This window comes from Hymenobacter bucti (genome assembly GCF_042681145.1).
GTDB classification, from domain to species: Bacteria; Bacteroidota; Bacteroidia; order Cytophagales; family Hymenobacteraceae; genus Hymenobacter; species Hymenobacter bucti.
The window spans coordinates 585,009-599,984 of record NZ_JBHUFD010000003.1 but is presented as its reverse complement, the minus strand read 5'-3'; the positions used below and the strand labels follow the sequence as shown (position 1 = coordinate 599,984).

Genomic DNA, 14,976 nt, shown 5'->3' with positions numbered 1-14,976 from the left:
GCACTCTAGGTCCGCTTACTGAGCCGGCTCGGCCGAAGCCTTCGTGATGGCGTCTACAATGGCTTCCGAGATACCGACGCTGCTGAAGCCACCGTCGTGCATCAGGTTTTGCATGGTTACGAAGCGCGTGAAATCCGAGAAGAGCGACACGCAATAGTCGGCGCAGGCCTCGGCCGATGCGTTGCCGAGCGGCGCCATCTTGTCGGCGTACTCGTAAAACGCGTTGAAGCCGCTAATGCCGGTGCCGGCCGTGGTCTTGGTCGGCGACTGCGAAATAGTGTTCACGCGCACCTTTTTGAGGGTACCCAGGCGCTGGCCGTAGCTGCGGGCAATGCTCTCAAGCATGGCCTTGGCCTGCGACATATCGGTGTAGTCAAGAAAAGCGCGCTGGGCCGCGATGTAGCTCAGGCCCACGATGCTGGCCCACTCATTCAGGGCGTCCTGCTTCTCAGCCACGGCCATCATTTTGTGAAACGACAGCGCCGATACGTCCAGCGTCTGCTGGAAGAATTTGTAGTCCAGGTCGCCGTAGCTCTTACCCTTGCGGATGTTGGCACTCATGCCAATCGAGTGCAGCACGAAGTCGATTTTACCGCCAAAGTGAGCTTGCGCTTCGGTAAACAGCGTGCCAAGCTCCTCCATCGAAGTAGCGTCGGCCGGAATGATGGGCGCGTCGATTTCGGCGGCCAGCACTTTGATTTCGCCCATGCGCATGGCCAGCGGGGCATTAGTGAGCACGATGCGGGCGCCTTCGGCGTGGGCTTTCTGAGCGACTTTCCAGGCGATAGACTGCGAGTTGAGGGCGCCGGAGATGATGCCGACTTTGCCGGCAAGGAGGTTGTGGGACATGAGGAATAGTCAGGGTTAGCTCCGCAAAAGTAACGCTATCCGTACTACACTATGCTGTTAGTCTTTACCCCGCTACTTCTTCGCCGCGCAGCGCTAGCAGCTCGCGGGCGCTCTGGAAAGCATTTTCGCTGGGCTTGGCGCCGGCAATCATGTGCGCGATTTCCTTGATGCGCTCGTCCGGGCTCAGCTGCCGGATGCGGCTCACGGTGCGGTCGGGGCGGTCTTCTTTGTACACAAAGTAGTGCGTGTCGCCGGCCGCAGCCATCTGCGGCAGGTGCGAAATGGCCACGAGCTGGTGCTTGTGCGCCATCTGCTGCATCATGCGGCCTACTTTCACCGCGATTTCGCCGCTGATACCGGTGTCGATTTCATCGAACACTATCGTGGGCAACGCCGTCTTGTCAGCCAACATATACTTGATGCACAGCATCAAGCGCGAAAACTCGCCACCCGAAGCGGCCTTACTCAGCGTCTGGGGCTGCGCGCCCTTGTTGGCTGTGAACAAGATGCTTACCACGTCGGAGCCACTGGCCCCCAGGGGACCGGTTTTGTGCTCCACCACGATGCGGGCGTGCGGCATCCCTAGGTCGGCCAGTAGGGTGCTGAGCTCCTTTTCAAACTTGGGAAACGCCTTGCGGCGGCTCTCCGACAGCCGGGCGGCCTGCTTGGTGGCCTGGGCCAGGGCGGCATCGGAATCCTTGCGCAAGCGCGTAATTTCCTTGTCCAGGTTCAGTACCGAGCCTACCTTCTGGCGCAGGTCCTCGCGGGTTTCGAGCAGGCCGGGCATGTCGCGGCGCTGGTGCTTGCGCTGCAAGTTGTAGAGCACCGTGAGGCGGGCTTGCAGCTCCTCGGCGCGGGCGGGGTCACCCTCGGTCTGGCGCTCGGCCGTTTCGACTTCGTCGGCAATATCATGTAGCTCAATCAGGCACGATTCGAGGCGCTGGCGCAATTCCCGAAACGTCTCGGAATAACCGGCGACCTGACTCAGCAGGGTCGAAGCATCTTTCATGGTGCCGGTGGCACAGCTCTCGCTGTCGCGCAGGCCGTGCAGGGCCTGGCTGAGCTTGTACTTGATTTCCTCGGCGTGCTCCAGCTGCTTTACCTCTTGCTCCAGGGCGTCCTGGTCTTCCTTATCGAGGTTGGCTTCCTCCAGCTCGCTCAGCAAGAAGCTATTGTAATCCAGCTCTTTACTAGCCTGAGCGGCCTGGTCTTCCAGCGCCCTGAGGTCGGTTTCGAGCCGGCGGTACTGGCGGTAGGCGTTGCCGTACTGCGTGCGGGTCGGCACCAGGTTGGCATAGAGGTCCAGCAGGTTGAGCTGAAACACGGCATCGCCCAGCAGCAGCGTGTCGTGCTGCGAGTGAATGTCCATGAGGTTCGCCCCAATCTTACGCAGGGCCTCCAGCGTCACCGGCGTGTCGTTGACAAAGGCCCGTGACTTGCCCGACGGGCTAATTTCGCGCCGCAGAATGCACTGCGCATCGTAGTCCAGGTCTTCCGACTCAAAAATATCTTGCAGCTGGTAGTTCTTAATGTCAAACTGCCCCTCAATCACGCACTTGCGTTCGTTATTGAAGAGCATCCGCGAGTCGGCCCGATTGCCGAGTAGCAGCCCGATAGCGCCGAGCATAATAGACTTGCCCGCCCCCGTTTCGCCGGTAATAATATTGAGCAGCGGCGACGGCCGCATCTCTAATTGCTCGATAAGAGCATAATTCTGAATACGTAAATCGAGTAACATGAATCGCAGATTTAACGGATTTAACGGATTGCGCAGATGCGTACGAGCTACGAAATCAGTTTAGACAGATTAGCTACTGTCACTAATACACTAATAAAAAACGCGGAGCTCACGCATGAAATAGCAGACGGGTTTCGGCATAGTCCGCATCTGCGAAATCCGTTTAATCCGTTAAATCTGCGATTTAATTAGCGATTGAGGAGCGTTTGGTACTTGGCCAGGTTGTCGGGGTCAGCGTCGCTGAGCATGGTCACGAGCTGCTGTTTTTGCTCAGGGGTGCCGGTGCGAAAGATATTGGTAATCTCATCGGCCTTGGCGTTGAAAAAGGCCCGCACGAACAGTGTACCGGGGCGGATAACGTTGGCTTTCTGGATGGCGCTCAACGCACCCATAATCGAGACGCGGGCATCGGCCGGCTTTTCGATAAAGACGTCCATCCCCTGCCGGTAATAAGCGTAGAGGCTGGTGCGAAAGGGCTCGAGCTGCGGGTCGGTCAGGTTGTTGAGCAGCCAGTAGCGGCTAGTCGGGCTCGAATCGGTCCAGCCGGTGTCGGTTTCGTTGGTAGTCGTGGTTTGGCCCGCGGAGTACTGCACGATGAGGCGCGCCTGGTCGTAATAGGGCGAGCCCCCTAGGCGCGAAAACGTGTCTTGGTCGGTGCCAATGACAAGGTAGGCGTAGAAGCCCAGCAGCGACGCCAGGTTACTGGTGAAGGAGTTACTGCCCGGAATAAATGAGATGGGCGCGGCCGGCGAGAAGTTAAAGATAAAGTTTCGGTCGTTGAGGCTCAACACGTTGGTTTCGTAGCCGGTGCCGTACACGGGCCGCGTCGCAATTAAGCGCATCGTAGCCACATAAGTGCCGTTCTGCGGAATGGCCGTGATGCCCACAAACATGCGCAAATTGATGCGCTCGTTGGGGGCGTAGGTCAGCCGGGTCCAGGGCGTTTCGTTTAGGATGCGACGCATCTCGGCCTGCATCTGGTTAACCAGGGAGGCATCGGTTACGGTCACGTTCTGAAGCGACACCTGCACGTCGGCGTTCAACTCCTGCGCCCGGCTGGTGCCGGCCGTTAGCAGCCCCAGCAGTAAGGCCAACACCGTGAATACGTTACGCATGAGAAACAATAAATCGGGACTGAATGAGCTGCACCAACTCGCGGGCGAGTTCGGTTTTAGCCTGTAGCTCAAAGTTAAGCACCTGGCCGGTGCGGTCCAGCACCGCTACCTTATTAGTATCGTGGCCGAAGCCCGCGCCTGCATCGCGCAGCGAGTTGAGCACGACCAAATCGAAATTCTTGCGCTGAAGCTTACCTAGGGCATGCGCCAACTCGTTCGTAGTCTCCAACGCAAAACCAACCGCAAATTGTTCAGGCCGCTTGGTTTGGCCGAGCGTGGCGGCAATGTCCACGTTTTTGACCAGTTCCAGGGTGAGCGTATCGCCGGATTTTTTTATTTTTTCGAGCTCCACCACGGCGGGCCGATAGTCAGCCACGGCGGCGGCAAACACCCAGACCTCGGCCGTGGGCGCCACCCGCGCGGCGGCTTCATACATCTGCTGCGCCGTTTCGACCCGCACCGTACGGATGCGCGGGCTGGCCGGCGGCGCCAGCTGCACCGGCCCGCTGATGAGCGTGACTTCCGCCCCAACTTCGGCAAAGGCTTCGGCCAGCGCGTAGCCCATTTTGCCCGTCGAGCGGTTACCTAGGAAGCGCACCGGGTCGAGCGGCTCGTAGGTAGGCCCGGCGGTGAGGAGAACGTGCATCTTTATAATTATCAATTAACAATGAGCAATTATCAATTGCTTCCCCGCTCCTACCCGCCACTATTGCGCAAAGAACTGCGTTAGCTCGGCCACAATCTCTTCGGGCTCCAGCATGCGGCCCGGCCCGGCCAGGCCACTGGCTAGCTCGCCACTGGGCGAGTCGAACACGTGGTTGCCATACGAGCGCAGCCGCTGCAAATTCTGCGTCACGGCCGGGTGAGCGTACATGTCCAGGTCCATGGCCGGGGCCAGAAATACCGGGCAGCGCGCCGACAGGTACACGGCGCTCAGTAAATTGGGACACAGACCATTGGCTAGCTGGCCGATGGTGTTAGCGCTGGCGGGTGCAACCACGAAAGCATCGGCCCACAGCCCTAGCTCCACGTGATTGTGCCACTGCCCGCTGGCCGCATCACGCAAAAAGCCCGTCAAGACGGGCTTTTTGGAGAGGGTACCGAGGGTGAGCGGCGTCACAAAGGCGGCCGCCGCTTCGGTCAGGATTACTTGTACTTCGGCACCGGCTTTCACCAGCAGGCGCGTGAGCGGAGCGGCTTTATAAGCAGCGATGCTACCGCTGACACCTAACAAAATGCGACGGTGCTGCAACGGGGCCTGGGGCGCGGTGAGGGGTGTGGGAGTTGTCATGGGCTCACAAAAGAACGCAAACCTAGGCACACACTACCCGAAGCATTTGCAGAACCTAGAACAGCTCGCGGGGGATAACGATGGGCGCTACCTCGGGGGTTTCGTAGTGCAGCTCGCCAGCAATAAACTCCTCAATGGCGTGGCTGGTGGGCTTGGGCTGGCGCTCGTACTGCTTGCTCACTTCAATTTGCTCGCGGTTTTCGAACACCTCTTCGAGGTTATCGACGGTGGTCGCAAACTCGGCCAGCTTCTCGGTCAGCTCTTCTTTCAGCTTTATCGACAACTGGTTGGCGCGCTTCGAAATGATGGAGATGGCTTCGTACACATTGCCTTTATCGGTGGTGATATCGGCCAGGTTGCGGGTGATGATGGAGGCGGAAGCGGGGGTCTTCATGGGAAATACTTAGTTATCGGTTGTTCGGGGCCAGTAGTTCGGTAGTAGGTCAGTCAGCTAAAAACCGACGACCGACAAGGGAAAACTGGCCACCAGAAAATTAGTTTGCGGCGGTGGGGTCAGCCGGGAGGCTTTTGAGGCGTTCGATTTCGGCGCGGCTGTCGTCGAACATCGTTTGGGCTGCGCGCAGGCTTTTGCTCTGCGGGTAGGTATCGATGAAGTGCTGGTAGATGGCCACAGCATCCACAAAGCGCTCGCGCTGCTTGCTCTCGATGCTTTCCTTAGCCCAGGCGTACTGAGCCGCGAGCCGCAGAAAATCGGCCTGCTCGGAGAACACCGAGGCGGGGTATTGCTGGTTGAAGTTACCTAGGGCCGTGACGGCCGCCTGGTTGTAGCGCAGCGAGTAGTAGAGCTTGGCGCTTTGGAAAGCCTTGTTTTCCAACTTCTTCTGCAACTCCTGCGACATGCTCTCCGCCTCAGTGCGGAACTCGCTGGTCGGGTAGGTATTCAGGTAGTCCTGAATTACTTCCAGCGCCGATACCGTGTTGGTTTGGTCGAGTTGATAGCCGGGCGAGTCGCGGAACAGCGACTTGGCCCGCAGAAAGTTGGCCTGCTCAGTGTACGACGAGTTGGGGTACGTGTCCGTGAACTGCTTGAAGTAGTAGGCGCTCAGCACGTAGTTGCGCTGCATGAAGTTGGTGTTGGCGAAGTAAAACTGCGCCTTCTCGGCTTCGGGCCGGCCTTTGAGCAGGGGAATCATCTCCTCCAGCAGCGTGCCCGCCCGGAAGAAGTCGCCCTTGTCGTAGTACTTGATGGCCGCCTCATACTTCTCGTTGACGTTGGTACTCTTGAGCAGCTTCTGGTAGCCGGTGCAAGCCCCCAGCGAGAGGGTGCTGGCTAGCAGCGTGGCGGAAATAAGACGGGTAAATCGCATACGAAAGACAAAGGTACGAGGAAAACGATGGGCGCGCATCGTTGCGTTCCGGGGCATCGCCCCTAGGAGCTAAATCGGCTAGCGTTTGGTTGCAGCCACCGGGGTTTTGGCCGGGGCAGCCGGCTTCTTGGGCAGCGTGGTGGGGCGCTTGCCAGGGGTGGGTTTGGCCCGGGGTTGCTTGGCTTTGGGCTTGGTCCTAGGTTTACTTTTAGCCTTGGGTTTGGCCTTGATGTCGCTGGCAAAGTGCTTACCAAACACGGTGCGCCTAGTGGGCCGCTCGGTGGGGCGCCAGCGGTAGCCTTTCAGGCGCGTGTCGTCCTCCTTCAGCTCGTGCGGCGGAATGAACGTGGCGTCTGGGTTAGTCAGAAAACTAATTTTCTGGATTTGGTTTTGCGCAAAGCTCAGCCGCATAGTGGCCGAGAGGGTCTTGTTCACGCCCGAAACCGCCGTGTCGCCGTCCAGGGCATAGTACAGGCTCTCGGCATTGCCCAGCACGTCGATGCGGCTGATGCGGTTCTGCTTGAAGTACGCCAGAATGTTGCGGCCCTTCACCTGGTTGAAATCGTGGAGCGTGTCCTCCCCGACCACAAAAGCCTTGGCAAACATTCGCACTTGGTCAATCTGGCCGCGCTTCTGCCGGATTTCCATCGAGTCAGACGTCATCTGGTTGTGAGCCTGCCACAGAATGGGGTCGCGGTTGAGGTAGATAATACTGTCCTGGCGGTCGTATGTCAGCGAATCGCAGCGGCCTTGCAGGCTGCCCCGAAAAATCTGCACCTTGGGCCAAGCGTAAAGAATTGGCCGTTGATTAACCTTAGTAGGGCGCGATTCGATGCTGAGCAGCGTATCGGCGGCCAGGTACAGCGTGTCGCGGCCCGAGATATTGCGCACCACCGGCCGGCTGCCGTAGAGCTTGGTGCGCCCTAGGTTGCGCCAGTAGCGGCCCATGTCGCCACGCAGCAACAGGTTGTCTTTCTTAGAGATAAGCGATACGCGCCCCGTGGCTACGCCGTAGGCTTTACCCTCGTCGTACACCAACTGGTCGCCGCCGAGCAGGTAGCCCGGCGTCTCAATCTTGGCATTGCGCTGAAAGTTGGACACCCGGGTGATGGTATTGTACACGCCCTTTTCGGCGTACAGATTACCCTGCGGGCCCTTGATGCGGGTAGGCCCGTCGAAATAAGCAATTTTGGAGATGGTGTTGAACGTCAGCGTATCGTTGCGCAGGTCGGTTTGGCCACCCTTCACATCGGTTGAAATCAGGTGCACATCGCGCTTGAAGACAAAAACTTTGCTAGTAGTGTCGTAGTAGCCCTGCTGGCTGTCGAGCGTGTTTTGCGGGTCGGTGAGGTGGCCGCCGGTGGTGTAGTAAGCCGTTTTGCGCGTCAGGTCGTAGTCAAGCACGGTAGTGGTGAGCGTCATGCGCGGGTCGTGCATCACTACGTTGCCGGTCATGCGGGCCTTGCGTTTATCACCGTCGTAGAAACCCCGGTCGCCGTTGATGGTCACGGTATCATTCTGAATGATACGCACGTTGCTAAACGCCTCAATCTCATTGCGCTCCAGGTACTGATACGCCGAGTCGCAATACAAGAAGGTGTCTTCCTGCTTAAAGCCCACGTTGCCCAGCAGCTTGCGAATTTTCACGCCATTGAAGACACCACCTTGCAGCTCGCGAGTACCGGGCAGCAACTGCACGGGCGCACCCTTCACGGGAGTGGCGGCGGTGGCGGCCTGTGGGGCCGCCGCCGGGCGGCGCGGTGCCTGGGCACGTAGCGACACTGGCAGCGCCAGCAACAACCAGAAACTTAAAAAACGAAGGAGCGGCATTCAGCGGCCAAAGGTACAGCGGGTGGCGGGGCCTAACGCGCATCTCCGCGCCGTAGTGCCCGGCGGCGAGTCGGCCCAAGCTATCTAGGGTATGAAATCAGTGTTTTTGGCGCGTCGGGCGCTTCCTCAGGCCTGCGCTGGGGCTGGTCCTGCAATCGAGCATGCGCACCGAGCACGGAGGACCTAGGCCACAGTAGCTTCACCGCGGTTGCTACGTCGCTTTATATTCCTGCTTAGCGTCTATATCAGGTCGCCCAGCTCCCGCACGCCCACGGGCCGCTGCACCGTAAAACCTTCGCCAAACTCCACCCCTATCAAATGCCCAAACTCGCGGGCGCGGGCTTCCATGAAATGGGAGAAGGTTTGCCCCGATAGATAGGTTTGCGGGGCCGTGGGGTCAGCGCTCGCGTTGAAAAACTGCGTGCCGTAGGCATTGATAGAAGCCCACTTACCGGCCCAATACGGCGTAATATCTACTACAAAATCGGCCGCAATCTGCCGGTCCTGAATGTAGTGGTACACGTTTTTGGGCCGCCAGGGCTGCTGCGGCTGGCCGTCCTCGCCCAGGGTTTCTATCATGCGCAGCCCGCTCAGAAAGCTGGCATCGATGGCTAGCTGGGCGGCGCGCCCGTGGTCGGGGTGCCGGTCGCTGATAGCGTTGCAGAGCACCACTTCGGGCTGGTAGCGCCGAATGGCCGCGATGAGCGGCAACTGGTGCTCCCGGTCGTTTTGGAAGAAACCATCGGGTAACCCTAGGTTTTCGCGGGCGCTGAGGTGCAGAATTTTGCTTGCTGCCGCCGACTCGGCCGCCCGGGTTTCGGGCGTGCCACGGGTACCTAGCTCGCCCCGCGTGAAGTCCACAATGGCCACTTTTTTGCCCGCCGCCACGGCGGCCAGCAGCGTACCCGAGCACGACATCTCCACATCATCAGGATGGGCACCTAGGGCTAAAATATCTACCTTCATCATCGCAGATTTAACGGATTTAAGATACGCCCGCCTGCGGCGGGCTGACTAGGCTGGCGCAGAGCTGCCTGCGGCTGGCTTAGCCTATGATATTGGCAGCGTAAACGAGAGGGAAGAGAAAGCAAGAAAAGCGAAGAGAAGAAAGAGCAAAAACGCAAGGTGACCGAGTAGGCGAAGCCACTCCTGCGCCAGCCTAGTCAGCCCGCCGCAGGCGGGCGTATCTGTGCAATCCGTTAAATCCGTTAAATCTGCGATTTATTTGATGCGCAGTTTTTTGCCGGGCCGCAGGTTGCTGCCTAGGCCTGGATTGAGTTTTTTGAGGGTGCTGACACGCACCCCATAGCGGTCAGCAATTTCGGAAAGCGTATCGCCTGAGCGTATCTGGTGCTGCACTACGCGGCGAGCGGCCGTGGGCTCAGGCGCCCGGCTACTACTGCCGCTGCTGCTATTACTGCCTCGGGGCCGCCGCAAGGCCCGGCTATAATAGTTAAATAGGGCCGATGTGATGGTGAAATTATCGCTGCGCAACTCATAGCCCGGAAAATTATAAACCAGCGTGGGGTTGATAGGATTGCCCTCGTAGCGCACCTCAAAGTGCAGGTGCGAGCCCGTGCTACGCCCCGTACTACCCCCTAGGCCGATTACTTGCCCAGCTTTCACAAAAGTGCCCACCGGCACCAGGGCCTTGCTCAGGTGGCCATACAACGTTTCGAGGCCGTTGTAGTGGCGCACTAGCAAGTAATTGCCGTAGCCGCCCCCATCCCACTTACTAATGCGAACCACGCCATCAAACGCCGCCCGCACCGAGTCGCCGGTTTCCAGGTCGAGGTCTACCCCAAAGTGCCAGCGCCCCCAGCGGAATACGAAGCCCGACGTGACGGGCGTCTTCTCCAGCGGCATCTTGGCATAATGCTGACGCACCGGGTCTACCAGCTTCAGACTGATAGTATCGCGGATGCGGCGGCCATCTACCCGATACGGATTAATGTTGTGCGTATCCCAGATGGAATAGTAGCCCGCCACGCGGATATAGGAAGAGTCAATCAACACTTCCTCCGACATCTCCACTATTTCCTGCCCGCCCTCATTGAGCGTGGTAGTATCCTCGCTCACGATGCTCAGCTTGCGGGCCGGGTTGAAGATGGACTTGGCCGCGTCCGACTTTTCGTCGGGCAGCTCTTCCGTTTCAACAATAGTGGTTGTGTCGGGCCGCACGTAGCGCAGCGTAGGCGTGCGCGCCTTAAAAAAATCCTTACTGCGCGCCCTGCTAGGTTTGGCTTTTGAGGACCGACGGCGCTGGGCCTGCGCGGATGTACCCGCGCCTAGCCAGCAGGCCAGCAGCACTAGTAGCACGGGCAGGCGAAAAAGAATCTTAGGAAAAGTCAAAAGAAGCCCAAAAATGACAGCAGTGGCTCGGTACACGAGCCACTGCTGAATGTTGGCAAAAACAAAATTGATGCCGCCCGCTTGGCTGGCAGCGCCCAACAAACTACGCGTGTATCCCGGCCAGATAACGCTCGGCGTCGAGGGCGGCCATGCAGCCGGTGCCCGCCGCCGTCACGGCCTGGCGATAAGTGAAGTCCTGCACGTCGCCGCAGGCAAATACACCATCAACGTTAGTCTTGGAAGTGCCGGGCAAGGTTTTCAGGTATCCCTGGTCGTCGTGATGCAGGTAGTCTTGGAAAATCTTGGAATTTGGCTCGTGCCCGATAGCCACGAAGAAGCCATCAATAGCGATTTCGCGCGTTTCGTGAGTTATCAGGTTTTTTACCCGCACGGCTTCTACCCCATGCTCACCCAGAATTTCATCGGTGGCCGTGTCAAACAGCACCTCAATTTTGGGGTTTTCAAGCACGCGCTTCTGCATGATTTTCGAGGCGCGCATGGCATCCTTACGCACCAGCATGTACACCTTCGAGCACAGGTTAGCGAGGTAGCTGGCTTCCTCGGCAGCCGTATCGCCCGCCCCCACGATAGCGACTTCCTTACCGCGGTAAAAGAAGCCGTCGCACACGGCGCAGGCCGACACGCCAGAGCCGTTCAAGCGGGCTTCCGATGGCAAACCCAGCCACTTGGCCGAGGCGCCCGTAGCGATAATGACCGCGTCGGCTGTTAGTTCAATCGTTTCGTCGATGGTGATTTTGTGCGGACTACCCGAAAAATCCACCTTGGTAGCAATACCATAGCGAATGTCCGTACCGAAGCGCAGAGCCTGCTTCTTCAAATCTTCCATCATCTCCGGGCCCATCACCCCATCGGGGTAACCCGGGAAATTCTCCACGTCGTTGGTGATGGTCAGCTGCCCTCCGGGCTGCAAGCCCTGGTACATCACTGGTTGTAGCCCGGCGCGGGCCGCGTAAATAGCAGCCGTGTAGCCAGCCGGTCCCGAACCAATTATCAGGCAATGAATGTGTTCCATATAAGTAACGCGAGGGTGCTGCTTCGCGCTTACAAGCAGTTAAGCGTAGTACTAAAAAACAACGCTGCTAGTCTAAAGATTCGCACGTTTTACCTACAAAAAACCCCAACCTCACGGTCGGGGTTTTCAGGTCCAGCAAAGTTAGGCAAAAACTAGCCTAGGTATGGCTTCAGCGCCTTCGAGCGCGAAGTATGACGCAGGCGGCGAATAGCTTTTTCCTTAATCTGACGCACGCGCTCGCGGGTCAGATTGAATTTTTCGCCAATCTCTTCCAATGTTAGTGAAGCTTCGCCGTTCAGCCCAAAATAGAGCGTAATTACATCCGCTTCGCGCTTGGTCAGGGTCGAGAGAGCGCGCTGCACTTCCTTACGTAGCGAGTCGTTCATCAGGCCCGAATCCGGCTTCTCCTCGTCCTCGTTCTCAAGTACGTCGAGCAGACGGTTTTCTTCACCTTGCACAAACGGCGCATCTACCGATACGTGGCGACCCGAGATTTTCAGCGTATCCACCACCTCCGAAGTCGTCAGTTCGAGCACCTCAGCAATTTCTTCGGGCGAAGGTTCGCGTTCAAACTTCTGCTCCAGCTCCGAGAACGACTTGCTGATTTTGTTCAGCGAGCCTACCCGATTCAGGGGCAAACGCACGATACGGCTCTGCTCGGCCAAAGCCTGCAGAATGCTCTGGCGAATCCACCAAACGGCGTAGGAGATGAATTTAAAACCCCGAGTTTCGTCAAAGCGCTTAGCGGCTTTGATGAGGCCCAGGTTACCCTCATTGATGAGGTCACCAAGGCTAAGGCCCTGGTTCTGATATTGTTTAGCAACCGACACCACGAAGCGCAGGTTGGCTTTAGTCAATTTTTCCAGCGCCTTCTGGTCGCCATCGCGGATGCGCTGCGCCAGTGTTACCTCCTCGTCGGGCGTCAGCAGGTCCACTTTGCCAATCTCCTGGAGATATTTATCCAGCGACTGACTTTCGCGGTTGGTAATCTGTTTGCTGATTTTTAGCTGTCTCATCGGTAACGGTGCTAATTAAATAGTTTTAAAGGAGTTAGTAGGAAGCATAATACCCAGCCGGCTCCCGGCCAATTCAGGGTAAAACAACAGGACCATACGGGCAAAAGTTCGGCGGGATACGGCGGCGCTGGAAAATGAAGAAATAGGAAGATTTTGTTCCAAGTGTTGGCCAGCAGCCACAATTAACGGTCCAAACTTTCAATTTCCTTATTTTCCAGCGTCGCTTTTCCTACCTAGGCTGGCTTGTCCAGCAACACCTTGCGCGAGAGGCGATACTTGCCCGTTTTCTTGTCGATGTCAACCAGCTTCACATCTATCTCCTGCCCTACTTCCAGCACGCCTTCGAGCGACGCAATCCGGTCGTGCGTTACCTCCGAAATGTGCAGCAAACCGTCCTTACCCGGCATAATCTCCACGAACGCGCCGTAGGGTTGAATCGAGCGTACCTTGCCTTTGTAGGTCTCGCCCACTTCGGGCTGCGCCGCGATGGCCCGGATGCGGTCGATAGCGCCCTGCATATCCGTCTGGTTAGAGGCGTAGATGCTCACGTGGCCCTTCTCGTCCTTCTCCTCGATGATAACCGTGGCGTTGGTATCCTTCTGAATCTGCTGGATAACCTTGCCGCCCGGCCCGATGATGGCACCGATAAATTCTTTGTCAATCAGCATCTTGTGCGAGCGCGGCGTGTGGGCCTTCAGCTCGGCAGCGGGGGCCGAGATGGTTTTGGCCATCTCGCGTAGGATGTGCAGGCGGCCTTCGCGGGCTTGGTGCAGCGCGGCGGTCAGAATCTCATTGCTCAGGCCCTGGATTTTGATGTCCATCTGGCAGGCGCAAATACCTTTCTCCGTACCGGTTACCTTAAAGTCCATGTCACCTAGGTGGTCCTCATCGCCTAGGATGTCGGAAAGCACGGCGTACTCGCCGGTTTCCTTGTCCTGCACGAGACCCATAGCGATGCCAGCAACAGCGGCGCGGATTTTCACGCCAGCATCCATCAGCGCCAGCGAACCAGCGCACACAGTGGCCATCGAGCTAGAGCCGTTCGACTCCAGAATGTCCGACACGATGCGGATGGTGTAGGGGTTTTCGTCGTCGGGGGGCAGCACGCGCTTCAGCGAGCGGGCGGCTAGGTTACCGTGGCCAATTTCGCGGCGGCCAGCACCGCGGTTAGGCTTCACTTCGCCGGTCGAGAAACCGGGGAAGTTGTAGTGCAGCATGAACTTCGAGTAGCCTTTGGTCAGGGGCTGGTCCACAATCTGCTCGTCGAGCTTGGTACCAAGCGTGGCCGTGGTCAGGCTTTGGGTTTCGCCGCGGGTGAAGATGGCCGAGCCGTGGGCACCGGGCAAGTAGTTGATTTCCGACCAGATAGGCCGGATTTCGGTGAGCTGGCGGCCGTCGAGGCGCACGCGCTCCTTCACCATCATGTCGCGGATGGCCTTCTTCTCCGACGACGAGTAGTAGCGGCTGAATTGCTTGGCGTCCAACTCGGGCTGCTCGGCAATGAGCTTGTCTAGGAACGCCTTTTTCACGCTCGAGAAGCCTTCCTTGCGGCCGGCCTTGCTTGCGTTACCTGTGCGAGCCACGTCGTAAGCACCTTGGTAAATGCCTTCGTGCACGAGCGCTTTCAACGTCTCGTTTTCCTCATATTTTGGGTACTCGCGGGGCTGCGACTCGGGCGTACGGCCCACGGCCTCGGCTAGGTCCTTTTGCAGCTGCACCTGCGCTTTGATGGCTTCGTGACCGAAGGCAATGGCCGCCACCATTTCTTCCTCGCTCACTTCGTTCATCTCGCCCTCTACCATGGCTACCGAGTCGGCCGTAGCCCCCACGATGAGGTCCATATCGGCGCGCGCTAGGTCGCTGGTTTTGGGGTTAATCTGGAACTGACCGTCGATGCGGGCTACCCGCACTTCCGAAATCGGGCCGGCAAACGGAATATCCGAAATCGACAGGGCAGCCGAGGCAGCTAGGGCGGCTAGCGCGTCGGGCTGCACTTCTTTATCGGCCGAGATGAGGGTAATCATCACCTGCACCTCGTAGTGGTAATCCTTGGGGAACATTGGCCGCAGGATGCGGTCAACGAGGCGGCAAATGAGGATTTCGTAGTCGCTCAGGCGGCCTTCACGGCGCTGGAACGAACCCGGAATCTTGCCGGCCGAGCCGAATTTTTCCTGATAGTCAACCGACAGCGGCAGGAAGTCAACGCCATCGCGCTGGCTGGGGGCCGATACAACCGTAGCGAGCAGCATCGTGTCGCCGAGGCGCACAACTACCGCGCCGTCGGCAAACTTAGCCAGCTTGCCGGTTTCAATGGAAATCTGACGGCCGTCGGGCAGCGCCAGGGTTTTGGTAATCGCGTGGGGAGCGGGCATTCGTTGGAGAGAGTAAGTAGCTGGAAGCTAGGAGCTAAAGATTATTCGAACT

13 protein-coding genes are annotated in these 14,976 nt (G+C 58.2%); all 13 read right to left on the bottom strand.

What is annotated here, in order from left to right; all coding sequences use genetic code 11:
- Positions 1-15: 15 nt before the first annotated feature.
- The 13 genes from ACFSDX_RS10175 to pnp all read right to left on the bottom strand — a co-directional run bounded on the left by ACFSDX_RS10175 (position 16) and on the right by pnp (position 14,924).
- Positions 16-849 (bottom strand): enoyl-ACP reductase FabI, encoded by an 834-nt coding sequence (locus ACFSDX_RS10175; protein WP_382313257.1) that lies wholly within the window; start codon positions 847-849, stop codon positions 16-18.
- A gap of 64 nt (positions 850-913) precedes the next feature.
- Entirely contained in the window at positions 914-2,587 is a 1,674-nt protein-coding gene (gene recN / locus ACFSDX_RS10170) for a DNA repair protein RecN (protein ID WP_382313256.1), read from the bottom strand.
- Positions 2,588-2,775: 188 nt separating this feature from the next.
- Positions 2,776-3,702 (bottom strand): type IX secretion system protein PorD, encoded by a 927-nt coding sequence (gene porD, locus ACFSDX_RS10165; RefSeq protein WP_382313255.1) that lies wholly within the window; start codon positions 3,700-3,702, stop codon positions 2,776-2,778.
- Positions 3,695-4,348, bottom strand: a complete 654-nt coding sequence (locus ACFSDX_RS10160) for a phosphopantothenoylcysteine decarboxylase domain-containing protein (RefSeq protein WP_382313254.1) — start codon at positions 4,346-4,348, stop codon at positions 3,695-3,697. Before ACFSDX_RS10160 ends, porD begins: the two co-directional genes overlap by 8 nt.
- 60 nt (positions 4,349-4,408) lie before the next feature.
- Positions 4,409-4,993, bottom strand: coding sequence for a flavoprotein (locus tag ACFSDX_RS10155; protein ID WP_382313252.1), 585 nt, complete (start codon positions 4,991-4,993; stop codon positions 4,409-4,411).
- A gap of 55 nt (positions 4,994-5,048) precedes the next feature.
- Positions 5,049-5,387: a DNA-directed RNA polymerase subunit omega gene (locus ACFSDX_RS10150; RefSeq protein WP_382313251.1), complete on the bottom strand. Its 339-nt coding sequence runs from the start codon at positions 5,385-5,387 to the stop codon at positions 5,049-5,051.
- Positions 5,388-5,487: 100 nt separating this feature from the next.
- On the bottom strand, positions 5,488-6,321 hold the full coding sequence (locus ACFSDX_RS10145; protein ID WP_382313250.1) for an outer membrane protein assembly factor BamD: 834 nt from the start codon (positions 6,319-6,321) through the stop codon (positions 5,488-5,490).
- Positions 6,322-6,399: 78 nt separating this feature from the next.
- Positions 6,400-8,151 (bottom strand): OstA-like protein, encoded by a 1,752-nt coding sequence (locus ACFSDX_RS10140; protein ID WP_382313249.1) that lies wholly within the window; start codon positions 8,149-8,151, stop codon positions 6,400-6,402.
- A gap of 240 nt (positions 8,152-8,391) precedes the next feature.
- On the bottom strand, positions 8,392-9,117 hold the full coding sequence (bshB1, locus tag ACFSDX_RS10135) for a bacillithiol biosynthesis deacetylase BshB1 (RefSeq protein ID WP_382313791.1): 726 nt from the start codon (positions 9,115-9,117) through the stop codon (positions 8,392-8,394).
- Positions 9,118-9,372: 255 nt separating this feature from the next.
- Positions 9,373-10,503, bottom strand: coding sequence for a peptidoglycan DD-metalloendopeptidase family protein (locus ACFSDX_RS10130; RefSeq protein WP_382313248.1), 1,131 nt, complete (start codon positions 10,501-10,503; stop codon positions 9,373-9,375).
- A gap of 103 nt (positions 10,504-10,606) precedes the next feature.
- The gene (trxB, locus tag ACFSDX_RS10125; protein WP_382313247.1) at positions 10,607-11,536 is read right to left on the bottom strand and encodes a thioredoxin-disulfide reductase; all 930 of its coding nucleotides are present in this window, start codon (positions 11,534-11,536) and stop codon (positions 10,607-10,609) included.
- 152 nt (positions 11,537-11,688) lie between these two features.
- A complete protein-coding gene (locus ACFSDX_RS10120) occupies positions 11,689-12,552 on the bottom strand; it encodes a sigma-70 family RNA polymerase sigma factor (RefSeq protein WP_382313246.1) in 864 nt (287 codons plus the stop codon).
- A gap of 233 nt (positions 12,553-12,785) precedes the next feature.
- Positions 12,786-14,924 (bottom strand): polyribonucleotide nucleotidyltransferase, encoded by a 2,139-nt coding sequence (pnp, locus tag ACFSDX_RS10115; protein ID WP_382313245.1) that lies wholly within the window; start codon positions 14,922-14,924, stop codon positions 12,786-12,788.
- Between the last annotated feature and the right edge of the window lie 52 nt (positions 14,925-14,976).